Annotated in this window: 20 protein-coding genes and 1 pseudogene; 7 read left to right on the forward strand and 14 right to left on the reverse strand. The window is 68.1% G+C overall.

Going from position 1 to position 22,685, the window contains the following annotated elements; genetic code table 11:
- Window positions 1–138: 138 nt before the first annotated feature.
- The 9 genes and pseudogenes from OG622_RS01195 to OG622_RS01235 form a co-directional block, all read right to left on the reverse strand.
- Entirely contained in the window at window positions 139–543 is a 405-nt protein-coding gene (locus OG622_RS01195; protein ID WP_371572445.1) for a hypothetical protein, read from the reverse strand.
- 524 nt (window positions 544–1,067) lie between these two features.
- Window positions 1,068–1,196: pseudogene (locus OG622_RS01200) on the reverse strand (electron transfer flavoprotein subunit alpha/FixB family protein); the annotation flags it as partial.
- 212 nt (window positions 1,197–1,408) lie between these two features.
- Window positions 1,409–2,419 (reverse strand): SMP-30/gluconolactonase/LRE family protein, encoded by a 1,011-nt coding sequence (locus tag OG622_RS01205; protein ID WP_371572443.1) that lies wholly within the window; start codon window positions 2,417–2,419, stop codon window positions 1,409–1,411.
- A gap of 122 nt (window positions 2,420–2,541) precedes the next feature.
- Complete coding sequence (locus tag OG622_RS01210) at window positions 2,542–5,886, reverse strand: S8 family serine peptidase (RefSeq protein WP_371572447.1); 3,345 nt, start codon at window positions 5,884–5,886, stop codon at window positions 2,542–2,544.
- A gap of 437 nt (window positions 5,887–6,323) precedes the next feature.
- A complete protein-coding gene (locus tag OG622_RS01215) occupies window positions 6,324–7,355 on the reverse strand; it encodes a zinc-binding dehydrogenase (RefSeq protein ID WP_371572448.1) in 1,032 nt (343 codons plus the stop codon).
- A gap of 85 nt (window positions 7,356–7,440) precedes the next feature.
- Window positions 7,441–8,151 (reverse strand): SDR family NAD(P)-dependent oxidoreductase, encoded by a 711-nt coding sequence (locus OG622_RS01220; protein WP_371572450.1) that lies wholly within the window; start codon window positions 8,149–8,151, stop codon window positions 7,441–7,443.
- A gap of 17 nt (window positions 8,152–8,168) precedes the next feature.
- Entirely contained in the window at window positions 8,169–8,738 is a 570-nt protein-coding gene (locus OG622_RS01225; protein ID WP_371572452.1) for an NADPH-dependent FMN reductase, read from the reverse strand.
- A 226-nt stretch (window positions 8,739–8,964) separates the two neighbouring features.
- Entirely contained in the window at window positions 8,965–10,050 is a 1,086-nt protein-coding gene (locus tag OG622_RS01230) for an MBL fold metallo-hydrolase (protein ID WP_371572454.1), read from the reverse strand.
- A 138-nt stretch (window positions 10,051–10,188) separates the two neighbouring features.
- A complete protein-coding gene (locus OG622_RS01235; protein ID WP_371572456.1) occupies window positions 10,189–10,605 on the reverse strand; it encodes a nuclear transport factor 2 family protein in 417 nt (138 codons plus the stop codon).
- 456 nt (window positions 10,606–11,061) lie between these two features.
- Here OG622_RS01235 and OG622_RS01240 point away from each other — a divergent pair, with 456 nt between their 5' ends.
- On the forward strand, window positions 11,062–11,535 hold the full coding sequence (locus OG622_RS01240) for a MarR family winged helix-turn-helix transcriptional regulator (protein ID WP_371572458.1): 474 nt from the start codon (window positions 11,062–11,064) through the stop codon (window positions 11,533–11,535).
- A gap of 120 nt (window positions 11,536–11,655) precedes the next feature.
- Here OG622_RS01240 and OG622_RS01245 read toward each other — a convergent pair whose 3' ends face one another.
- A complete protein-coding gene (locus tag OG622_RS01245; protein WP_371572460.1) occupies window positions 11,656–12,606 on the reverse strand; it encodes an NmrA/HSCARG family protein in 951 nt (316 codons plus the stop codon).
- Between the two features lie 100 nt (window positions 12,607–12,706).
- Here OG622_RS01245 and OG622_RS01250 point away from each other — a divergent pair, with 100 nt between their 5' ends.
- The 5 genes from OG622_RS01250 to OG622_RS01270 all read left to right on the forward strand — a co-directional run bounded on the left by OG622_RS01250 (window position 12,707) and on the right by OG622_RS01270 (window position 16,196).
- Window positions 12,707–13,255: a MarR family winged helix-turn-helix transcriptional regulator gene (locus OG622_RS01250; protein WP_371572462.1), complete on the forward strand. Its 549-nt coding sequence runs from the start codon at window positions 12,707–12,709 to the stop codon at window positions 13,253–13,255.
- Between the two features lie 441 nt (window positions 13,256–13,696).
- Window positions 13,697–14,164 carry a MarR family winged helix-turn-helix transcriptional regulator gene (locus tag OG622_RS01255; RefSeq protein ID WP_371572464.1) on the forward strand — a complete coding sequence of 156 codons (468 nt, stop codon included), beginning with the start codon at window positions 13,697–13,699 and terminating at the stop codon, window positions 14,162–14,164.
- Window positions 14,165–14,469: 305 nt separating this feature from the next.
- Window positions 14,470–14,778 (forward strand): GNAT family N-acetyltransferase, encoded by a 309-nt coding sequence (locus OG622_RS01260; RefSeq protein ID WP_371572466.1) that lies wholly within the window; start codon window positions 14,470–14,472, stop codon window positions 14,776–14,778.
- A gap of 30 nt (window positions 14,779–14,808) precedes the next feature.
- Entirely contained in the window at window positions 14,809–15,219 is a 411-nt protein-coding gene (locus OG622_RS01265; protein ID WP_371572468.1) for a (4Fe-4S)-binding protein, read from the forward strand.
- A 71-nt stretch (window positions 15,220–15,290) separates the two neighbouring features.
- Complete coding sequence (locus tag OG622_RS01270; RefSeq protein WP_371572470.1) at window positions 15,291–16,196, forward strand: NADP-dependent oxidoreductase; 906 nt, start codon at window positions 15,291–15,293, stop codon at window positions 16,194–16,196.
- A gap of 241 nt (window positions 16,197–16,437) precedes the next feature.
- On the opposite strand, the gene OG622_RS01275 is transcribed toward OG622_RS01270, so the two are convergent.
- The 4 genes from OG622_RS01275 to OG622_RS01290 are packed head-to-tail and all read right to left on the reverse strand — an operon-like array spanning window position 16,438 to window position 21,181.
- On the reverse strand, window positions 16,438–17,979 hold the full coding sequence (locus OG622_RS01275; RefSeq protein ID WP_371572471.1) for an alpha-N-arabinofuranosidase: 1,542 nt from the start codon (window positions 17,977–17,979) through the stop codon (window positions 16,438–16,440).
- A 33-nt stretch (window positions 17,980–18,012) separates the two neighbouring features.
- Window positions 18,013–18,837 carry a carbohydrate ABC transporter permease gene (locus OG622_RS01280; RefSeq protein ID WP_371572474.1) on the reverse strand — a complete coding sequence of 275 codons (825 nt, stop codon included), beginning with the start codon at window positions 18,835–18,837 and terminating at the stop codon, window positions 18,013–18,015.
- Complete coding sequence (locus OG622_RS01285) at window positions 18,834–19,850, reverse strand: carbohydrate ABC transporter permease (protein WP_371572476.1); 1,017 nt, start codon at window positions 19,848–19,850, stop codon at window positions 18,834–18,836. Before OG622_RS01285 ends, OG622_RS01280 begins: the two co-directional genes overlap by 4 nt.
- Entirely contained in the window at window positions 19,847–21,181 is a 1,335-nt protein-coding gene (locus tag OG622_RS01290; RefSeq protein ID WP_371572478.1) for an extracellular solute-binding protein, read from the reverse strand. The genes OG622_RS01285 and OG622_RS01290 overlap by 4 nt, the downstream gene beginning before the upstream one ends.
- A 443-nt stretch (window positions 21,182–21,624) precedes the next feature.
- On the opposite strand from OG622_RS01290, the gene OG622_RS01295 reads away from it, so the two are divergent.
- Complete coding sequence (locus tag OG622_RS01295) at window positions 21,625–22,620, forward strand: LacI family DNA-binding transcriptional regulator (RefSeq protein ID WP_371572479.1); 996 nt, start codon at window positions 21,625–21,627, stop codon at window positions 22,618–22,620.
- Window positions 22,621–22,685: the final 65 nt, after the last annotated feature.

Raw genomic sequence — 22,685 nt, forward strand, 5'->3', positions numbered from 1 at the left:
CGGCCTGCTCGTTCTCCACGACGGTCTCCGTCATCAGACGCATCTCCTTGATCAGCAGATCCGCCGTTGATTAGACACTCCCGATCCGCCCCGGGGCCGGGCGATCCAGCCCGGCCCCGGGACACTTGCGGGTCGGTCTCAGCGCCAGTCGAGCAGGTAGTACGGCTGGCCGTTGCTGGGCTCGGTCATCGTCGGATCGCCGAACGTCACGGTGACAGAGGTGCCCCCGCCCGTGGAGCAGTCCGTGCTCGTGTAGCCCTGGAACTCCTGCTTGTTTCCCTTTGCCTTCATCAGCGGGCCGTAGCTTCCCGCCGCAGCGGTCCTGGACGCGGACCGCACTACCGTGTTGCAGGGGTAACTCACATTGGGGTGGACCGGCCGAATGCTGTTGAACTCATCCGGAATCGTGCTCGTTTTGAAGTAGACCGGGTAGGGGCCGGCGGCCGATGCCGGTGCCTGGGCGGTCAGTACGAGTGCCGCGCCGGCCGCGGCTGTTCCGGTCAGGCGGGCGAGACGGCGCGTGCCGCGCTTGGTCATGGTCATCCTTCACCTCTGTGTGGGGGGGAGAGGCACTGTCGTTGTGGACCGGGCGGTAGTGCTCGACATGCCGAAAGCCAAGCCCCCCTTCGAGGGCCGCGACTGTCATCCCGCTCGGCTGCCACACAGCAGCGACTTGTTGATGTGTCAATTATTGGCCAAGGTGCTTGACGTGTCAACAAATAGAGGGGTGTGAGGCGAGGGCAGGGCGAAGCACCGGTCGCGTGCGGCTGGCCGGCGGAGCCCGCGCCGGGCCGGTTCATGTCTGTGTCGCCGCCCCCGTACCGTGCCTGCCGGGCCGACCCCTGCCGCGACCACTTGCCCGGAGCCGTGCCGAGGATCCCGCGGTGTACCGGTCGGGCGGCTGTTGCGGGAGATCCGTTGCCTCGGGCGCATGGGCAGCCACAACCTCTTCCACAGGCAGGCCGGTTCATGACCGAGTGCCGCGGCAGCGACCTCGACTCCTGGATGCCGGCGAAACCGCATGGCGATCGTCCATGGAACCAGGCTGGACGAGACGGTTCCCCGGGTCAGCCTCTGCGGCTCCTGATCTCTTCGGTGAGCTGGGGGACGACGTCGAAGAGGTCACCGACCACGCCGTAGTCGACCAGGTCGAAGATCGGGGCGTCGGCGTCCTTATTAACGGCCACGATCGTCTTCCCAGGCCCATCCCGACCAGCACATCCGTCGCTGGGCTGCCGCGCAGACCACGGCGCAGTCTGAACCCGACTGTCACACCCCGGCCGTTACGGGACAGCCCTTTATTGTCGCCGTCGATGACGTACGTGTTGTTGTGAGCCGGTCAGTACATGGGTGACTGCGGGGTCCTGCCACGCTGTTGCGTGGGCAGGACCCCGCGGTCACGTCGTCCTCAGGACTTGACGACGACGACTTCGTAGGTGGGTGCGGTCGGCGGTACTCCGGTGTCGAAGTGCGCGTTCACCGCGGCGAGGTGGGGGCCGAAGAGCGCCGCTGTGGTCGGGACGCCGAAGTGCGGGCTGGTTATCTCCTTCTGCAGCGTGCCGTGGCTCAGGTCCCTGCTGAGTTCGAAGCGTGCGATCTTGTTATCGAAGTTCTGCACCACCCACAGCCGTCGGCCGTCCAGGATGAGGCCGTCGGCGTTGGGCCGCCGGCCGATGCCCTCGATGAGTGTGCTGACCCCGGTGGCCGGGTTGACCGTGTAGATCCCTTCCGTGCTGGTGTTGGCGACGATCAGGGTCTTCCCGTCGGGGGTGGCCTGGATCCCGTTGAGATTGAAGGCGCCGCTCGTCCCGCCGGCCGGGCCGGTGACGTCCAGCGTGCGGACCTTGCCCGGCGTGCCGTGTCTGTTGATGGGCAGGAAGTAGAGCTTCGCCTGCGAGGAGTCGGTGAACCAGGCGCCGCCGCGAGTGAGGGCCACGTCGTTGATGAAGCCGGCGCCGACGGCACTGAGCTGCGGGGTGGCGACGGTCGCGCCGGTGCGGGTGTTGTAGATGTACCCCTTGCCGCTCTCTCCGCCGGCGACGAAGAGCAGACCGCGGCACACATCGGCCTTCATGCCGGCCGCCACCCGGCCCTCGGGTACGTCGATGAAGAGCTCCGCGGTGCCGCGGCGGATGTCACCGCGGTAGATGTCGCCGCGGAAGAGGTCGCCTGCGTAGAAGGTCGACCCTGCTCCGGCGGCGATGCCCTCGGCCGAGGTGGCGCCGGGCAGTGTGATGACCTTTTCCTGCCCGGTAAAGGCGCCGGCTGCCGCGGTAGTGGCAGTAGTGCTGGTGGCGCCACCCGTGGCAGCGGCAGTGGCCGCCGGGCCCCCGCCGATGAGCAGCCCCAACGCCAACAGCGGCACAGCCGTGCGTCGTAAGGTTTTGGCGGACGAACGGTTTCCCATGGTCTTGGACATCGTAAGTATTCCTCTCGTGTGCGATTTATGTCTGGCCCGCGTGGTGTCGGTCGGCCAGCAGTATGTGGATCACGAATGGGCGTCCGGTGTACGGGGCGCCCACCCTCGTCAGCAGCCGAAGGTCAGGGCGTGACCTTCTCGATCAGGACGGTGCCGACGCCCGCGATCGTGCCGCGCGCGTTCACCAGCCGCACCTGTCCGATCAGGTCGCGTCCGTCGGGTCCGGTACCCGCGGCGGTGACGTCGGCGGCCACCGCCGCCGAGTCGCCCGTGCCGAGCTTCACCGGCGCCGAGCCGCTGACCTCGACCGTGCCGAGCGTGGCGGAGAAGTACGTGTCGCGGTAGTCGTAAGCGGTGGAGTCGCCCGGCACCGCGAAGCCGTACACCTCGATGGTGTACTCGCCGGCGACCGGGTCGAGGACGGAGACCGCCTCGTCGGAGTCGGCGTCCGCATCCTGCCCGACCAGGTTGCCGTCCTTGTCGTAGACCGTCAGGTCGAGGTCGGCGGCCGTGTCGGAGGCACCGCCGATGACGACGTCCAGCGACGTGGCGCCCTCGGGCACCTCGACGGTGGTGGTCTGCGTGGCGCCCTCGCCGATGGTCGGCCGCGCGGTCCTGGCGGAGCCGAGCGAGCCGCCCTCCACCGTGCCGTCGACCGGCGCGTGGCTGTTCGTCACCTGCCAGGAGACCGCCGACGGGGTGCCGACCCTGGCCTCGGGGACCTTCACGGTCTCCGGGGCGAAGTCCGCGCCGAGCACCTCGACGCTCAGCCTGTACGGGTTGTCGAGCAGCGGCGACGCACGGTGCGCCTCGACCTCGAACTCCCAGACCCCCGGCTGCGGAGCGCTGTACGAACGCAGGTCAGCACGGCAGCCTTTGTCGTCGAGGTAGTTGCTGTAGCAGCCCTCCGTCGATTCGCCGTCGGGCAGGATGCCGTACGGGTGAATGGCGAGGAACCTGGTCCGGCTCTTGTCCTTCAGCCCGCCGAGCGCGACCTCAAGGGTGTGGGCGCCCTCGGGAACGGTGACGAAGTACGACTTGTAGCTGTTGCGCTGCACCGAGTCCGAAGCGGAGAAGGTGTACTCGACCGGCGTGGAGACCACGACAGTCGACAGGATCTGCTTGTCGACGCCCCTGGTCTTCGGGTCGTCGACCTGGAGGATCGTGCTCTTGACGCCCGCGGCCCGCGGAGCCGCCTGGATCCTGACGGTCACGGGTTTGTTCAGCGGCAGCCGCACCTCGTCGGAACCGACGATCTCGAAGGTGTCGCCGGCGTTGTTCTTGAGGCGCAGCGTGTGACGGACTGCCTTGTCGGCGCCGGAGGTACGCGTGATGGTGACGTCGTACGTCTTCTTCTGCCCGGCCTTCAGGCCACCCTCGCGGTCGTAGATGCCGGTGCCGAAGCCCGGGGTCTTCAGTGCCTGGTCGAGCGCGGTGTCGACCGGGGCCTTCACCGTGTACTCGTGCGCGGTGGCCCCGGCTCTGATGGCCTTCCACGCGTCCACGATGTCGATGAGGCCGGCGCCCTCTTCGTACGCCTGAAGGCCCTCGATGTGGTGGGCGGTCGAGGTCAGGGCCGTGCGCAGCTTCACCGGGGTGAGGTCGATGCCCCGCTGTTTCGCCGCCGACAGCAGCAGCGCGCTCGCGCCCGCGGCCTGCGGTGATGCGGCTGACGTGCCGTAGTGCGTCGAGTAGCCCGGCGGCAGCGACCAGCCCGCCTCGGCCGTCGTGACGCTGGGCTGCCAGGTCGGTGTGGCGTTGACCGAGGCGCCGGGCGCGGACAGGGTCGGCGTGAAGCCGCCGTCCTCACGCGGGCCGCGCGAGGAGAACGTGAACAGGTTGTTCTTCTTCTCCACGGCCGAGCCGTAGTCGGCGGCCCAGGTGTCCCTGGAGACGGTCGCGCCGACCGAGACGGCTTTGTCGGCCAGGCCGGGCTCGCCGATGGTGTTGGCTCCCGGGCCATCGTTGCCCCCGGCGATCACCAGCTGGACGCCGTACGTGTCGATGAGCCGTGTGTACAGCTCGGCCTGCGCGTTGTTGCCGTCGTTGAGCGCCGGCAGGCCGCCGATGGACATGTTGACGATGTCGACGCCATGGTTGACGACGAGGTCGATCATGCCCTCGGTCTCGGCGACCGTGCTGCAGCCCGGGCCGAACTCGCAGGCGCGGGACGAGACGATCTTCGCGCCGGGCGCGGCGCCGTTCATCCTGCCGCCGAACAGTCCGTTCGCGGCGGCGATGCCGGCGATATGGGTGGCGTGCGCGCCGGAGATGATGCCGATGTTGACGAAGTCGGCCTTCTTGCCGACCCAGTCGCCACCGTACGGGTCCATGGGTACGTCCTTGCGGATCTCCACGACGAACGGCTGGCGCTCGGCGACGTCGGTCGACGGGTCGTCGGTGCCGAAGTAGCCGACCTGGTAGCCGTCCTTGTACGGCTTCATCGGCTCGTCGTCGGTGAAGTCGCCGTTGTCGTTCACGTCGACGGTGACCGTGCCGGCCGCCGCGTCGTACAGCACGCCCCAGACATCGGTGGCGTCGCCGTCGCGGTTCACGTCACCCTCGGCGTCGCCGCGAGCCGTGACGGACTCCCGGAAGACGTTGACCAGGTGGTCGCCCGCCGGGGCCTGCCAGGTGCGGCCGCCGTAGGTGAAGACGGGCCCGGAGACCGGGTTCGTCATCGCTCGCCAGGTGCCGTCGCCGTCGGTGACCGGGTCGGTCGAGGTCACCCAGTCGACGATCTTCCGCTCGCCGGTGGTGGTCTTCTGCAGTGCTGGGTGGGAGAGGTCGACGCCGGTGTCGAGGATGCCGATGGTGATACCGCGGCCGTCCGCCTTGGGGTTCTTCTTCACGAAGTCGACGGCGCCCGTCTCGAAGGACGGGTTGTACGGGTTCTTGGCGGGGGTGTTCGCGTCGGGCCCGGGATAGGTGCCCGCGGTCGCCTTCGTAGACGCGCTCTTCGTGCTGGCGGCCCCAAGTGGCGGGTCGTCCAGTGGTATCTGCTCACCCAGATCAATGCCGTGCACGGAGGAGAGCTTCGCGGCGGCGGCGATGGCCGCGTCCGCCTTCTTGGTGGGGACGGTGGCGCGGACGTACCCGAGTCTGTCGTAAGTACGGCCCACGGAACCGCCGTTGACCGCGTCCATCCGCTGGGCGACCTGCTCGGTCTGTCCCGGAGCGGTGGCGATCATCATGGTGACGTTCTTGTCGCCGTCGGCCTTGCTCTCGGAGAGCAACTCGGCGTCCTTGGAACCGAGTTTGTCCTCGGCGGGCTTGGCGCCGCCGACGGACGGGACGGCGGCGGACGGGACGGTTGTGGACGAGACAGCGGCGGACACGGTCTCGCCGGCCAAGGCCGCCGGTATCGGGCCGATCGCGGCGGCGACTGCCACGAGGACTGCGGCGATGGCGGCACGGAACACACGTTTCGCGCCGGGAGGGAGGGCGCTGTGGGGGGTGAAGGGCACAGGGGTTCCTTGGGATGTGCAGAGACATGTGGGGGGCCTCTATGTCGTCTTCGGCAAGCGAGGCGTGGGATTCCGCCAGCTTCCTCATGGCAGCCGTCACAAGACGCGCGGGGCAGACGCCTCCGACAAAGAGGGTTGTGGCTTGTTTCCGTACCGCTCCGGCGGATGATGCGGGGGCCGGACAGTCACGGGATCTGCTGGTCGGGTCGAACGGTGCTTGCGACGTATCCCCAGTCAGTGGTCGCCGGTCTCCCCCGACCCGTGCGTCGCTCGGCACCTCGGTGTACTCGCGCGGGAGGGGCTGGAGTTCAGTCTGTTCGCCAGGACCGCTCCGACGGGCCCTCCACCGACGACGATGACGTCGAACAGCTCGTTCTGTCCGGTTGTACTCATGCCAGTCACACGCTTTGGTCTGCTCGGGCTCTCCGGCCGGCGAATCAGGAAGAGTGGTGCGGCTCGATGAGGATCTTCATGGTCTGGGCGGCGCGCAGTGACTCGAAGGCCGCCAGGGCTTCGGACAGGGGGACGACGGCGGTCGTGAGGTCGTCCACGCGGATGGCCTTGCTGGTGAGGAGGTCGATGGCCTGCTCGAACTCGTCGACGTAGGTGAACGAGCCACGCACGGTGATCTCGTTGAGAAGGATGACCAGCGGGTCCAGGGTCGCCCCCACTCCGGATCCGACCACGACGAGGACACCGCCCGGTCGCAGCGCGGTCAGGGCCAGCGTGGTCGCCGAGGCGTTGCCCGAGCACTCGATGGCGATGTCGGCTCGCAGGGGGTCGTCGGCGTGGGTGAGCCGCGTCTGTGCTTCGGCGGGAGTGAGGGCCACGTCGACGCGGGAGGCAGGGGCGAACCCGCGCCGTTCGGGGGTCGGCTCGACCAGCACGACGCGGCCGGCTCCGAGGTGGGCGGCGATGCGGCAGACCAGCTGGCCGATCGGTCCACCGCCGGAGACGAGCACGGTCGCGCCGGCCAGGTCCCCGGCCAGCAGCACTGCCCGTAGGGCGGTCGCGGTCGGTTCGACCCACGCCGCTTCGACGCGGCCCATCGCATCGGGGAGCGCCCGCAGCGTCGAGGAGGCCGCGACCATCACCGGTGCCAGCGCCCCGTCGGCCTGCAATCCCAGAGCGGTCTTCATCGTCGCCTGGTGACAGAAGTTGAAGCGTCCGGAAAGGCAGTAGGCGCAGACCCCGCAGACGTTGCCGTTCGGGTTGACCGCGACACGCTGTCCCACCGCCCAGCCCTCGACATCCGCGCCCACCTCCCTGACCACTCCGCTCGCCTCGTGTCCGAGCACGAACCCGCCCAGGTAGACCTGGGGCAGGTCGGGAGAGTGCAGGTCGCTGCCGCAGATCCCGCACAGGTCCACATCCACCAGGACCTGTCCGGAGCCGGGGGCGGGCACGGGCCGTTCGGACAGGACGATCCGACGCTGCTCGTCGAGCAGGATCACCGGCATGGTTGTCATGAGAGTCTCCAGTCCCGGTGCACCCGGTGGGTCGTCGGCGTGGATCGAGGTCAGTCGTCCCGGACCGTGCGGGGCGTCGGCCGTGTCAGCGCATGACCAGGCCGCCGTCGACGCACAGCACCTGGCCGGTCATCGCTGCCGCGTCGTCCGAGGCCAGGAAGGTCACGGCCGCAGCGGTGTCCTCGGGAACGAGTCGGCGGGCCAGGGCCTGCTGGGCGACAACGGCCTCGAACTGCTCGTCGCTGTTGACCGTGCGGGAACCGGGCGTGTCGGTGAGACCGGGCGCGACAGCCGTGACGGAGATGCCCGAGGGACCGAGAGTGCGAGCCAGCACACGCATCATGCCCAACTGCGCCGCCTTGCTGGTGATGTAGGGCAGCAGAACGGGATCGGGCGGCATCCACACGGTGTCCGACGTGATGAGGATGAGGCGGCCGAACCCGCGCTCGGCCATCCCGGGGGTGAACGCCTGACTCAGCCACAGCATCGACTCCACGTTGACGCTCTGCACATGACGCCACGTACTCAACTCGACGTCGGCCAGCGCGGCCTGGTCGAACGCCGCCGCGCAGTGCACCAGCACGTCGCAGCGCCCGTACCGTTCGAGGACCTGCGCGGCGGCCGCCCGGGTCGATTCCTCGGAGGAGAGGTCACCGGACACGTCGCCGTCCCGGTCCAGCGACAGGGCGTTCAGGCCGGCCTCGCGCAACGCCGTGACGATCGCGGACCCGATCGCTCCGGACCCCCCGGTCACGACGGCGACCCGCCGCTCACCGTCGTGACCGGTTGCGTTCACTGTCCTCGCGGTGTCACTCATGCCGCTTGCCGCAGGCCCTTGAGTGCCCCGGCCCAGGCCTCGAGCTGGTCGAACAGCATGGTGGCCGCGTCGTCGTGCAGCGACTGCGGGGCGAATGTCGAGAAGTTCTCGAAGTCGCTGAACAACGAGAAGCTCAACTGCTGGCGTACGTGGGCGATCTGCAGTTCGCTGCTGACGGCGCGCAGGTGCTCGATGGCGCGGGCGCCGCCGAGGGCTCCGTAGGAGACGAACGCGGCGGCCTTGTTGTTCCACTCGTTGTAGAGGTAGTCGATGGCGTTCTTCAGCACGCCTGACGTGGAGTGGTTGTACTCGGGCGTGACGAAGACGAATCCGTCGAAGCCGGCGATCGTGGCGGCCCAGTTCTTCGTGTGATCGCCCGCGTACTGCCCCATGGACGCCGGCATCGCCTCGTCGAGGTGAGGCAGCGGGTAGTCGGCGAGATCGATGAGCGTGTAGTCCGCCCCGGAGCGTCCGGCCGCCTTGCTCACGACCCAGTCGGCCACCCCCTTGCCGTTGCGGCCCGGTCGGGTGCTGCCCAGTATGACGGCGATCTTCAGATCGGACATGGTGACGTTTTCCTTTGTCTGCGGGACGCCGTCCGCCTCCGCGGTTTCCCTGCCGGGCGCGGCGTCGTTCGTGCTGAGATGTGGTGGGTGCCGTGTGCCCGCCCGCCTCCGCGCGCGCATGGGGGCGGGCGGGCGCACGGCGTTCAACAGCCCGGGACATCAGCCGGTGACGGGCCTTGCCGGCCTTCGGCGCAGCAGGCTCGGGTGACAGTCCCGGCGCCGGCTGTCAGGGGTGGATCTGGTTGGCGTATCCGAGATCCAGGCGCATGGACTCCACGAGCGAGAAGGCGTTGGTGGTGGTGAAGACGTCGGCGGCGGCGAGGACACCGGTGTACTTGGCGGCGACGGGAGCCGCCGCCGTGCGGCACACCTCGTCCAGCCAGGTCTTGATCACGGCCCAGGTGTTGTTCCCGTAGCGGGCGTAGTAGGGCGCGATGTCGACGGTGCCCAGAGCCTGCTTGCAGGATTCGTTGAGGTCGGAGATGAACGCCTGGTGCATGGTGACGTCGGCCCGCTTGCCCAGACGCCCCATGTGCCCGGAGATGAGCTGCTTCCAGGGGTAGGCCAGGGCGGTGGTGGGGGCCTTGACGTATCCGGGTACGTCCTCGCTGAAGTTGAGGTTGCCGAAGGGCGCCCAGCCAGGCATGACGATGTCGACCAGCATCAGGGTGTCGTGGTCGGGGAACTGGATGTAGATGTTGTCCGGGGAGTGGTTGGAGCCGTGCCAGGCCAGCTCGACCCGCTCCCCGCCCACGTGCAGGGTGTAGCGGTCCTTGAACGTGACCTCGGGCAGGGGCTTGGCGGGATCGTTGTCGCGCCGCAGGAGCCTGCGGTTGTCCTCGTGTCCGATCCGTACGACGTTCTTGCCGAACAGTGCGGAAGCACCTATGTGGTCCGAGTGGTGGTGGGAGTGGACCAGGTGGGTGACCTTGTTGCTCACACCGTTGGCGGCGGCGATCTCGTCGATGGCGCGCTGGAGGTTGTGGCCCAGGCTCGGCGGGGCGTCGAACTGCACGACGCCGTGGCGGGTCGTCAGGAATGCGGCCTGATAGTCACCGTCCGTGACCCAGTACAGGTTCTTCTTGACTCGTCCGACGTAGTACCCCTGGCTGTTCAGTGCCGGGCCGAGCGAGGCCGCCGGAACCGGCGCGAAGTCCGGCAGATCGGCGGCGGTGGCCGCCCCGGTCGGGGCCGAGGCGGCCGCGGGGGTCGCCCCGGCGGTCAGCGCCAGGGCGGCTGGAGCCGCGGCGGCCGCGGCGGCCAGGAAGAGGCGACGTGTGGCACCGGGTATTTCGAACTGGGAGTTCGTCATTCCGACTTTCCCTTTTCCCTTGAGAGAGAAGACATACGGTGGGGAGTTCAACTGCCTGGGCAGGCCATAAGCGTGACGAGGTCAGGTGGTGGCTGACAGGGCTGCACGATCCGGTTGCCAGTCCCGGATCGTTGCTGTCTAGAAGCCTCCGCCGCCCAGGGCCGCCAGGAACGCCTGCGGGTTCCAGTACTCGCGGTAGCTGACGATCAGGCCGTCACGGAACGTCACGAAGGTGGCGTACGACATCTCGTAGGGGTTCCCGTTGGCCAGGACCCGGCCGGAGGCGCTCCATTCCCCGATGGCCACATTCGGGTCGTCGGTCGCATAGACCTTCACCGAGGGGAGCTCGGCCACGTCGATGACCTCGGGGTAGCCGCGCAGGTACTCGTAGAGGGCGGCGCGGCCCTCCAGCCTCCTCGGGGAGCCCTCAGGGGCGAAGGGGAACTCGGCGACGACGTCCTCGGCGCACAGGTCCGCCCAGCCCTTCATGTCCTTGGCGAGGAACCTGTCCAGGCTGCGCTGGAACAGGTCCACGGCGGTGGGGGTGTCACTCATCATTTGCTCCGATCACTCGATGGGGGAAACAGGCGGTATATCGACGGCGAGCCGTCCAGCAAGGGTGCTGCGGGCGCCGGAAGACGAACCACGCCGCTGCCGACCACGCCCGGAAGCGGGTCCGCAAGAAGGGCACGGAGATTTGAGATTTGCCGGACAGGCCGACGGGAACGGCGCGGCAGCCAGGCCGAGGGGACTGCGATACGGCACCGCCTCGAACCGCTGGACGGCAGTCGGTTCGCACTACCCAGGACGGCCGACACCACCGGCCGGGACGAACCTCGGGGTCAGACGCCGTACGCGCCGATGACCTCGCGAACCACCTTTACTATTGTGTTACCCATACAGGGGTACGTATAGAAAAGCGGCCCCGAACCGAAAAATGTGCCTAGGCACATACTTACGTGTCTAGGCACATAAGTCAAGCGAGAGTGCCCTGACCTCGGAGGACCGTCCATGACTGATGCACCGGAGGAGATGGTGCGCCGATCCGCCCTGGCAAGAACTGCTCCCGTGAGTTTCGGGCTGTTCGCGCTCGGCCGCGCCTTGCACGGTTACGGCGCCGAGTTGCTCTCCGACATCGGTCTGCACGCCGGGCAGGAACTCATCCTCATGCAACTGTTCGACAGGGACGGCCAGACCCAGGCCGAACTCCAACAGGCCGTCGGACTGGAGCACTCGACGGTGTCGCGGTCGATCAGGCGCATGGAAGAGGCCGGCCTGCTCGTTCGCGAGCCGTCCAGCAGCGACCGACGGGCCATGATCGTCTCCCTCTCCGAGCAGGGAGAAGCAATGCGCCAGCCAATCGCCGGCGTGTGGTCGACCCTTGAGCGGCTCGCCGTGGAAGTGATCCAGGCGACCGGACAGGAAAGCTTCATGACCACGGCGGCGGAGCTGGAACGCGCCTACACGGCCGCCCGCCGCTGCTGAGCGGCAGACAGCCCGCTCGGGCGCTCGGCCGGCAAGTTGAACACGCCCCGCCATGACTGACTGGGGACGCTCGCCTGACTTGTGGACTCGTTCCGGTACCCACGTCACCGGGGTGTCCGCTCAGCTCTTCTTGATCTTCGGGGCGTTGTCGGCCAGCCAGGCGTCGAAGGTCTTGAGCGCCGGGTTAAGTTCCCGCACCTTGTCCAGGTCGCGGCTGCCGGTGAACTCCTGGTCGAAGTCGCCGTAGTACTGGAACATGTTGGCGATCTCCTCGGCGGCCGGGATGTCGAGCGAGCGGAAGACGTCGTAGGGCACCGACTGGAAGTGCACCGGCTCCCCGAACGCGGCCTCGAACGTCGCCGCGTACTGCGCACCGGTCAGATGGTCGCCGGCCAGGCCCACGGTCTCGCCGACGAGGCGCTCGCCGGCCTTGAAGATGCCGAGAGCGGTCAGGCCGATGTCGTCGGCGTCCACACCGGAAAGCAGCTTGCCGTCCTCCAGCGGCAGGGTCAGCGTCAGTACGCCGTCCTCGCCGCGCTGGGGGCCCATCTGGGCCAGGAAGCCCTGGAAGAAGAAGGTGGTGTTCAGGAAGGTGGTGGGCACGCCGGCCTCGCGGAAGAGGTTGTTGGCCTCGCCCTTGGCGTCGAAGTGCGGCACGTTGTACTTGTCCTGGAGGACCGGCATCCGCTCGTCGTCCAGCGGCAGCAGCTCGCGGGTGTCCTCCAGCGTCGACCACACCACGTGCTTCAGCCCGGCGGCCTTGGCAGCCCGGACCAGCACGTTGACCTCCTCGATCTCCTTCGCCGCCGAGCCGTGCGCCCAGAAGTTGGTGACCAGGAAAGCGCCGTAGGCACCCTCGAACGCCTGGTGCACGCTCAGCTCGTCATAGAAGTCCGCCCGGACGACCTCGGCACCGAGCGCGGCCAGTTCCCGGGCGGCGGGCGAGTCGGGGTTCCTGGTGAGCGCGCGCACCGTGAAACCCGAATCCGGGTCGGCGAGGATCGCCCGCGCGGCACCACCACCCTGGGACCCGGTCGCCCCGGTGACCGCGATGATCTTGTGGTCGCTCATGGCTACTACCTCTGTCCGGAAAAGACCTTTAAGGTTGATGTATCAATGTAACCTAACGCGGGCAGGATGACGAGTCAACCTTTCCGGTTAGCCTTGAGCCATGAGTGACCCCGAAGGGCTGACCCAGGCCCAGCTGCATGCGTGGCGGGACTTCAGCGCCATGCAGGCGGCGCTGGTCGGACGCTTGAACACGCACCTCCAGGAGGACAGTCGGCTGTCCTCCGCCGACTACGCGGTCCTGGTGGCACTCTCCGAAGCGCCCGGGGGGCGGGCCCGGCCCGGCGCCCTGGGCAGGGCAATGGACTGGGAGAAGAGCCGCCTCTCCCACCACATCAGCCGCATGGAACGGCGTGGACTGCTGCGCCGCCAGGAGGCTGAGAGCAGCAGGTATTCCGACGTCGCCCTGACCGACGCCGGACGCGCCGCCATAGAGGCTGCCGCACAGCGCCATGTGGCCCACGTACGCGCATGGTTCGTCGATGCGATGACCCCGGACCAGCTCACCGCGTTCGGCCAGATGTGCGAAGCGGTGCTGACCCGGGTGAACACCTCGGCGCAGGACCCCTGCCGCCTGGGCTGCCAGACCTCCGCGGAGACGACCACCACCTGGCCGCGGCCGCGAACGACACCCGGAGGCGAAGCCGAATGATCTTCCGCGCCCTCCGGAATGCCGATCGGACGGCAAACCACAACCAAAGGGGGAATGCGTAATGACCATCGACCCAACGGACGCATGGATGGCGCCGTAGCGCTTCGGGGTTGTTGACCGTATCGCCCGAGGGCCGCGGCGGCGCTCAAGGTGATGTACGGGGCCGGCCGGCAGGAGCCCGCGCCGACCAGGCCGGAAACGGCCGCCGACTTCGACAGCGCGAACCAGCTGATGGAGGGGCGTTCGCACCTGGGACCAGCAGCTCGCCTCTTCGCTGGGAACCACGATCCGCCACGAGACGCTCAGCAACGTACCCGTGGTGCGGATCACGCCCCGGGCACAGGCCGAACGGACGGGCGTTCGTCTACGTCCATGGTGGCGCCTACCCCGCGCAGTCCGGCATCCATATTGACGCGTCAACAGCTCGTTACACTCACGGGTATGACCGACACACCGCGCTGGCTCACCGAGTCGGAGCAGCACGCCTGGCGCAGCTTCGTACGGCTGCAGGAAAAGCTCCTCGGTCGGCTGGCCCGCGAGGTACAGGCGGAGTGCGGCCTGTCCCAGGCCGACTACGGAGTACTCGTCCGCCTCACCGAGGTACCCGAGGGCCGGCAGCGCCTGCTGGAACTCGCCAAGGCGGTGGAGTGGGAGAAGAGCCGGATGTCCCACCACATCAACCGGATGACCAAGCGCGGTCTGGTCGCCCGGGAGGAGTATGCCGATGACGCGCGCGTGGCGTTCGTCGTCGTCACGCCCGCCGGCCGCGAGGCCCTCGCGGCCGCCGCCCCCCGCCATGTCGAGCGGGTCCGCCGCCTTTTCATCGACCCGCTCAGCCCGGCGGAGCTCGCCATGTTCGCCCAGATCTCGAACCTCATCCTCGAAGGCCTGGAGGACGACCGCGCGTGAGCGCGACGCGGTAACCGCCGGCCGACCGCAGGAGCAGACCGAGAAGCAGGCCGAGGTCGGCAGCGCCACAATATAAAGGTTGATTAATCAACCTGGACCCTCACTCCCGCTGTCAGATAAGGTAGATACATCAACCCACAGCCTGTGCTTTCGCAGACGAGTCGACCAGTCTCCGCGAACCGCGAACAGGCGAACACCTATTGCCGGCCGAGCACGCAGACGGCCCCTGTCTCCAGCTGCACCGGTCCTTCGAGGTGCTACCGAACGGCGTTCCCGCGATCCGGGCCGGCTCCCAAGGAGGACATGTGACCATCAAGGTCATCGACGCGCCTGAAGCACGTCGCTACGAGGCACGGATGGACGGCGACTCCGCGGTGGCCGGCTTCGCGGAGTACATCCGCACGGCGGAACTGATCGCCTTCGTCCACACCGAGGTGGCACCGGAACACGAAGGCAAGGGCGTGGGGTCCGAGCTGGCTCGGACCTCCCTCGACGAAGCCCGAGCCGCGGGGCTGCGAGTGCTGGCCACCTGCCCCTTCTACGCAGGCTGGATCGCCCGCCACCCCGCCTACGCCGACCTGCTGTACCAGGCCCGGAGCAAGGTCAGCGACTGACCGGCCGAAGACGCGGCGAGAGAGGCCGGCATGAGCCAGCACCCCCAGAAAAAGGCGTACAAGGCCCAGGACATCACCGTCACCTTCGAGGCGACGCGCTGCCTGCACGCCGCCGAGTGCGTCAACGGCCTGCCCGAGGTCTTCGACAGAAGCAGGCGCCCGTGGATCCAGCCGGACGCCGTCCCGGCCGACCGGCTGGCCGAGGTGGTACGCCGCTGCCCATCGGGCGCCCTGCAGTACGAAGTGGCGGACGGCGGGACGGAGACTCCCGACCGGCCCACCCGGATCACCCCGACCCCGGCCGGCCAACTGATCGTGCGAGGCGAGCTGTCACTGGACACGCCGCAAGGCCAGCGCGCCGAGACCAGGGCCGTGCTGTGCGGCTGCGGGCGCAGCCAACTGCAGCCGTACTGCGACCACTCGGGCGCCTGCGGCCGGTGACACCGACGCCGATCGCCGCCCAACCCGATTCCCGGGAAGTCTTTCCCGCGCGAGAGCATGGAGCTGAGCAGATGTCCCTTGCAGTGCAGTTCTCCGAGTACGGCAGCAGCGAAGTCCTGCGTGTCGTGGATGTCCCGGCACCCGTTCCCGGCCCCGGCCAGGTGCGGCTCGCGGTCCGTGCGGCCGGCGTCAATCCGATCGACTGGAAGATCATGCAGGGGTTCATGAGCCAGAACCTCCCCGCGGGTCTCGGCTCCGACGTGGCCGGCGTGGTGGACCAGGTCGGGGAGGGCGTCACCGAGTTCTCCGTCGGCGACGAGGTCCTCGGGACCCCGCTCACCCCCGCCTACGCCCAGGCCGCGGTCGCCGACGCCGCCGCGCTCGTTTCCAAGCCGACCACGGTTTCCTGGCAGGTCGCCGGAGTCCTGACGGGTTCGGGAGGAACCGCGTGGACAGTCCTCGACCGCCTCAAGATCGGCAAGGGCGAGACCCTGCTGATCCATGCCGCCGCCGGTGGCGTGGGCACGTTCGCCGTCCAGCTCGCCGTGGCCCGCGGCGCACGCGTGATCGGCACCGCGCGCGAGGACAACCACGAACAACTCCGCTCTCTCGGCGCGATCCCGGTGACCTACGGTGAGGGTCTCGCCGACCGGGTACGGGCCATCGCCCCGGAGGGAGTCGACGCCGTGCTCGACGCCTCCGGACGCGGCGAGATCCCGGTGTCCATCGAACTCGCGGGAGGCCCCCAACGCGTCCTCACCCTCGCGGCCTTCGACGCCGGTGACCTGGGCGTCCAGGTCCACAGGGGCGGCCCGAGCGGGAACGCCGTCCGGGCCCTGCGCGACATCCTCGCCCTCATCGAAGAAGGACGGCTACAGGTCCCGATTTCGCGTACCTTCCCCCTGGCGGAGGCGGCCGCCGCGCTCGACCTGAGCCGTACGGGCCACCTCGCCGGCAAGATCGTACTGCTGCCCTGAAGACAGGCATTCGCGTCCACTGCCGAGGAACCTCGAGCAAGCGATGTCGTTCGCGCACCGGAGCGCCTCCCGCGCCGTCGTCGACCACCCCGGAGCCACGTCGACTGCCCTCGCCGAGGGCAGGGACACACCCGTATCCAGTGCGGGCCCCACGGCTCGATGACCAAAACCTCGTGCGGGGCGCGCCGTTCGAGAGCGCCGCCCTGCGCGCTGAAGAGAGTCATGGATTCAGCGTTCCGTCTCAGTTCTGGGCGGTGGTGACAGCCAGGCGGATGACGTTCCAGGACAGCGGCGGCAGCGTGGAGGTCAGCACGTCACCGGTGACGCAGCTGGCGTCGACCGTGCGGGGGGCGACCCGTTCGGGGTCCGTCAGGGTGTTGCGGGCGTCGGGGTCGTCGTCGGTGAGCAGCAGGTGCTCCACGACCCGGACGCCGCCGAGCCCGCGCAGGTCGACTTCGAGCGGGAGCTCTGCGGTCCGGCTGCGGTTGACGGCGAAGACGGTGATCGTGCCGGCTTCCTCGTCGTGGGTGGCTGTGGCGTGCAGCAGGTCGACCTCGCCGAAGCGTTCGGTGCTGTGGGTCGGGCTGTCCACCTCGACCCGCAGGACCCGGCCGCGTCCGTACCGCGAGGCCTGGGCGAAAGGGAAGAAGGTGGTCTGCCGCCAGGCGGGGCCGCCCGGTTCGGTCATGATCGGGGCGATGACGTTGACGAGCTGGGCGAGGGAGGCGGAGGTGACCCGGTCGGCGTGCCGCAGCAGGGCGATCATCAGCGAGCCGACGAGGACGGAGTCGGTGAGGGTGTAACTGTTCTCCAGCAGGCGGGGGGCCTGGGGCCAGTCGTTCTCGGCCCTGGACGGGGGCGGCGAGACGGGTTCGCTGTGCCAGACGTTCCACTCGTCGAAGGAGATCATGATCTTCTTGTCGGACTTCAGGGTGGCGCCCACATGGTCACAGGTGGCGACCGCCGCCTCGATGTAGCGCTCCATGTCCACCGCCGAGGCGATGAATGAGTCGAGGTCGGGCTTCTCCCGGTCCAGTCCGTAGTAGGTGTGCAGGGAGATGAACTCCACCTTGTCGTAGCACTCGGTCAGCACCGTCGACTCCCAGCTGCCGAAGGTCGGCATCGCGAAGCTGGAGGAGCCGCACAGGACCAGCTCAAGGCCGGGGTCGATCTGCTTCATGAGGTTGGCGGTCTCGCGGGCCAGGGGCGCGTACTCCTGCGCCGTCTTGTGGCCGATCTGCCAGGGGCCGTCCATCTCGTTTCCCAGGCACCACATGCGGATGCCGAACGGTTCCTTGCTGCCGTGGGCGGCGCGCAGGTCGGACAGCTCGGTGCCACCAGGGTGGTTGGCGTAGTCCAGCAGCCGGCCCGCGTCCTCCACTCCACGGGTGCCGAGGTTGACGGCCATCATCGGCTCGATGCCCGACTTGGCGCAGAAGTCCATGAACTCGGCAAGGCCGAACCTGTTGGTCTCGGTGGACCGCCAGGCCGGCTCCAGCCGCCGCGGCCGCTCGTCGACCGGGCCGACGCTGTCCTCCCAGCGGTAGCCGGACACGAAGTTCCCGCCCGGGTAGCGGACCGTGGTGACGCCCAGCTCCCTGATGAGGGCGAGTACGTCCTCGCGCAGACCGGCCTCGTCGGCGTCGGGGTGGCCGGGCTCGTGGATGCCGTCGTAGACGCAGCGGCCCAGGTGCTCAACGAAGGAACCGTAGATCCGCGGGTTGACGGCACCGATACCGAAGGCGGGGTCGAGGGTGAAGCGGGCAGGGCGGGGTGAAGACATGCTGCGTCCTTGGAGAATCGAAAGTGACGGTCTCTACTTCAGGCCCGAGGTGGAGGATCCGGTGACGAAGCCCTTCTGCAGGACGAGGAAGAGCAGCAGTACGGGGATGATGTACATGACCGCGCCGGCCGCGAGGAGGTTGTTGATCGGCGCGCCGGTCGAGGGGGTGACGTACTCGGTGGCCACAGCGACGGCCAGGGTGGTGTGGTCCGCACTGAGCAGCAGTGACGGGGCGATGTAGTCACCCCAGGTCCAGGTGAACGACAGCACCAGGCTGGTGGCCAGCACCGGCCAGGACTGCGGCAGGAAGATCCGCCAGAAGATCCGGCCGTAGCCGCAGCCGTCGATGATCGCGGCCTCCTCCAGCTCGCGGGGCATGTTCGCGAAGAACTGCCGGAACAGGAAGATCAGGTAGGGGGCGCCGGAGAGTCCCCACAGGACCCAGGGCCAGTAGGTGTCGACCATCCCGGTCTTGGCGAAGATGATGTAGGTGGGGATGAGGGTGATCATCGCCGGCATCATCATCGTGGACAGCAGGACCCCGAAGAGGAACCCCTTGCCCCGGGCGCGCAGCCGGGCGAAGCCGAAGCCCGCCCACGCCGAGCTGAGGGTGACCAGCACCGAGTAGATGACGGCGATGGTCAGGGAGTTCCTGGCGTAGGCGAGGTAGGGGATCTGGGTGAGGGCCCGGGAGAAGTTGCTCCACTGCCATTTGTCGGGCGTCCAGTGCAGCGGGTAGGCGGCCAGCTCGGAGGTGTTTTTGAGGGCGGTGATGACCAGCCAGCCGAAGGGGCTGATGAACAGCGTGGCCAGCGCGATGAGGATCATGTACATGCTGGTGCGACGAGCGAGAATCATTTCTTGGCCTCCGGCTCGAAGCTGTAGAACACCGCACCGGAGCTCAGCTTGTAGATCACGGCGGTGATGACGAGGATCACGGCGAACAGCACCCACAGCAGCGCGGAGGCGTAGCCGAAGCGGCCGTACGCGAGGTACTGCGCGAACACGTTGATCATGTAGAGGTAGTCGCCCTGAGGCACTGTGGTGACCCCGGAGGTACCCGGGTTCGCCGCCAGGAGCAGTGGTGTCGCGCTCTGCAGGGCCCCGATGACACCGGTGATGACCTGGAAGAAGATCACGGGCGACAGCAGGGGGATGGTGATTTTCCGGAACACCTGCCAGGCACTTGCTCCGTCGAGGCGGGCGGCCTCATGCAGTTCCTTCGGCATGTCCTGCAGCCCCGCCAAGGAGATGATCATGGCGTTTCCGCAGGCCCAGAGGGTGAGCATCATCAGCACGTACCGGGCGTAGGGATCGGTGAGCCAGGAGACCGGGTTGATGTCGGCGAAGCCGAGGAGGCCGTTGGCGGCGCCGGCGTCACGGTCGAAGATCATCTTGAAGGCCATCGCCGCACCCACCGGCGGGAACACCGCCGGCAGGTAGAGCAGGGTACGGAAGACGCCCCGGCCCCGGATCGGGCGGTTGAGCAGCACCGCGAGGGCGAGCCCCGCGATGATGCCCAGCGGCACGACGACCGCTACGAAGACTCCGGTGCGGACCAGGGTCTCCCGGGTGACCGGATCCGAAAGCAGTTCCCTGTAGTTGTCGAGGCCGATGAAACTCGCATTTTCGGAGATTCCGTCGGAGTTGGTCAGGCTCAGCCACAGCGCGTACCCCAGGGGATACAGCGTGAGGCCGAGGAACCCGATCACCCATGGCGCGACGCAGAGATAGAAGACCCGGGACTGCTGGCGGGCCATCCCGCCCCCGCGGCCGGGCCGTCGGCCTCTTCCCCGGCCGTCGGTCACCCGCGCGGTCCCGGAGGGCTTCGCGGACTGGACGGAGGCTTCGGCGAGCCGGCCCGTACTCACTTGACCAGCTTCTTACCGTTCGCGAGCTGCTTGTTGATGCCCGAGTTCAGCTGGTCCGCCAGCTTTCCCACGGCCAGGTCCCCCTTGATCGCAGCGGGCATCACCTGGTTGACCACAGCATCGAGGGCGTCGAGCCGGGCGTACGGGGTGAATGAGATCACCGAGAAGTGGGGCAGCTCCCTCTCCTGCACCGCGTATGCCTGCTTCTGGTAGGCCTCGGTCTGCGGCAGCAGGGGGCGCAGGGACTTCAGTGCGGGCAGGCCGCCGCCGCTTTCCGCACGCGCCTTGGCAGGCGCACCGCCGAGGAAGTACTCGTACGCCGCCCAGGCCGCGTCCTTGTTCTTGCCGGCCTTGGGCATCCAGTAGCCGGTCGCTCCGGAGCAGGAGCTCACCCGGGTGCTGCCGAACTGCGGGGCGGGGGCGAAGCGCGCGGTCTCGGCACTCTTCTTGTCGGTGGCGACCATGCCGCCGAACCAGTAGCCGTCGGTGGCCATCGCCATGCGGTTGGCCTGGAAGGTGGGCCAGTCCCAGCCGTTGGGGTCGGGGTTGGCGATGCTGGGCGTGATACCGGCCTTGGCCAGCTTCAGATACCAGGTGAGAGCCTTGATCCCCTCCGGGCTGGAGAAGTCGACGGCGGAGAAGTCGTCGGTGAAGAGCTGACCGCCCTGAGAGGCGATCATGGTCAGGAAGTTCGCGGTGTTGCCGGCGAAGCTCAGCCCGTAGACCTTGGCCTTCTTGCCGGTCCGAGTGAGGGCCTTGCCCTTCTCGAAGACCTCGTCGTAGGTCATCGGGACGGTGTCGCTGGGGTTCTCCACGCCGGCCTGGTCGAACAGTCCGGTGTTGTACCAGATCATGTTGTCCTGGGAGTAGTCCTTCGCCATCCCGTAGCGGGGTCCCTTGCCCTGCGTCGTACCGTCGTAGCGCCAGACGTCGTTGATCGGGTCCAGGTCGCCGACCTTGAGGATGCTGCTCTTGGCGAAGTAGTCGTCCAGGTCCTGGGCGACACCGTGCGCCGCGAGGTAGGGGGCGTCCACAGCACCCTGACCGCGGACGATGTCAGGGGGGCTGCCGGCGGTGAGCATGGCGGTCAGCCGGGTGAGGTCGTACTTCAGGATCGTGAGCTTGAGGCCGAGCGCCTTCTCGGCCGCCTTGATGGCGGCGGGCTCTCCCAGCTCCGTGCCGTTCGACATGATGGTCACCGCGGCCTTGGCCCCGGACTTGCCCCCGGACTTGTCCGAGGACACCGAGCCGGCACACCCCGACAGCAGGCCGCCTCCGGTGGCCGCCGCGGCGACGCCGGCCGAAGTGGTGAGGAACCCGCGACGTGTCATCGGGGTTCTGGCTATGGACCGCATAATTGCCTGCCTTTCAGGGGCTGTTGCGCGATTTTCCTGTACGGCGATGGGCGCAGCGTGTTCCTGGCGCGGAAATTCCGTCCAGCGTCAGGTTGAATGCCGAAGTTTGGGACGTACGTCGGATCGACGGAGTCAGTGCAGCTCAGAGCGGCGATGCGAGGGCCGGGGAGCACGCTTGACCAAATGGGAAGAGTTTCCGCAGACCAGTTTTTGACCGGTCAAACGCTGCGGGGCAAGACGTTAGCCACGTGTATCGGATGCGTCAAGAACTCGTGTCCATCTCTTTTTTGGTGGTGGCCCGCAGCCGATGGAAACCATGAAGTGTCATCGCCTTGACTGCACTCTTCGGACGCTGTAACAATCCAGCCTCGACAGCGTTTTTACCGGTCAAACGAGAGGCGGGCCGCTCCGTGGTCACCATGGCCGACGTCGCGAAGCGCGCCGGCGTCACCAAGCAGACCGTCTCCAATGTGGTCCGGAGGCGGTCGGTCGTCAGCCCCGACACCAGAGCCAGAGTCGAGGCGGCGATCGCAGAGCTGGGGTACACCCCCAACCTGGTCGCCCGCAGTCTGGCCACCGGCACGACGATGACCGTCGGCTTCATGGTGCCCACCATCGTCCATCCGTTCTACTCGGAGGTGGTGGAGGAAGTGGAGACCCTGCTGGAAAGGCACGGCTATCACCTGCTCCTGGCCACGACCCGGGGTGACGGCGAGCGCGCCCGGCGCCACCTGGCCTCGCTGTCCAGCCGGTCCGTGGATGCCCTTCTGGTTGCCGGCGATTTCGACCTGAGCGACGGCGTCCCGCCACTGGACGACTACGGCCTGCCGGTCGTCCTGTGCGCCTGGGAGATCGACCCGCCGGACACACTGCCCGTGGTCACCGTCGACTACGAGCAGGCCGGGTATCTGGCCGGCCGTCACCTCCGGGAACTCGGCCACCGTCGGCTGATGGTGATCGCCGACCTCCCGGCACACCGCATCAGGGTCAGCGGCGCCCTGCGGGCCTTCGCCGAGGACAGCCTCGACGTCCGCGAAGACTCAGTGTTCACCGCTCTCGGGGCGACCTCCGAGTCCGGATACGAGGCGGCCATGCTCGCCCTGAGCGCCGCCGACCGCCCGACGGCGGTGTTCGCTTCCACCGATGCCATCGCCCTGGGCGTGATGGAAGCCGTACGGCGCCACGGTCTGCGGGTACCCGAGGACGTGTCGGTCGTCGGCATCGATGACATTCCGCAGGCCTCGCACGCCCATCCGCCGCTGACCACTGTGGCCCTCCCGAAGCGGCAGATGGCTCAGGAGGCCACCGGACTTCTGCTGCGCGGGATCGCCGAGAACCGGCAGGTGCCGCCCTCTCTGACCCTCATCACCCCCGAAGTCCTGGTCCGCGCGAGCTCCGCGCCGCCGACCGGCTGACCTCACCGGTCGGGGCGTGTGCCCCGCCCCCGCCACGCCCGCACCTCCCTGAGGAGAGCTCTGCC

The sequence above is a fragment of the Streptomyces sp. NBC_01314 genome (genome assembly GCF_041435215.1).
Lineage (GTDB): Bacteria > Actinomycetota > Actinomycetes > Streptomycetales > Streptomycetaceae > Streptomyces.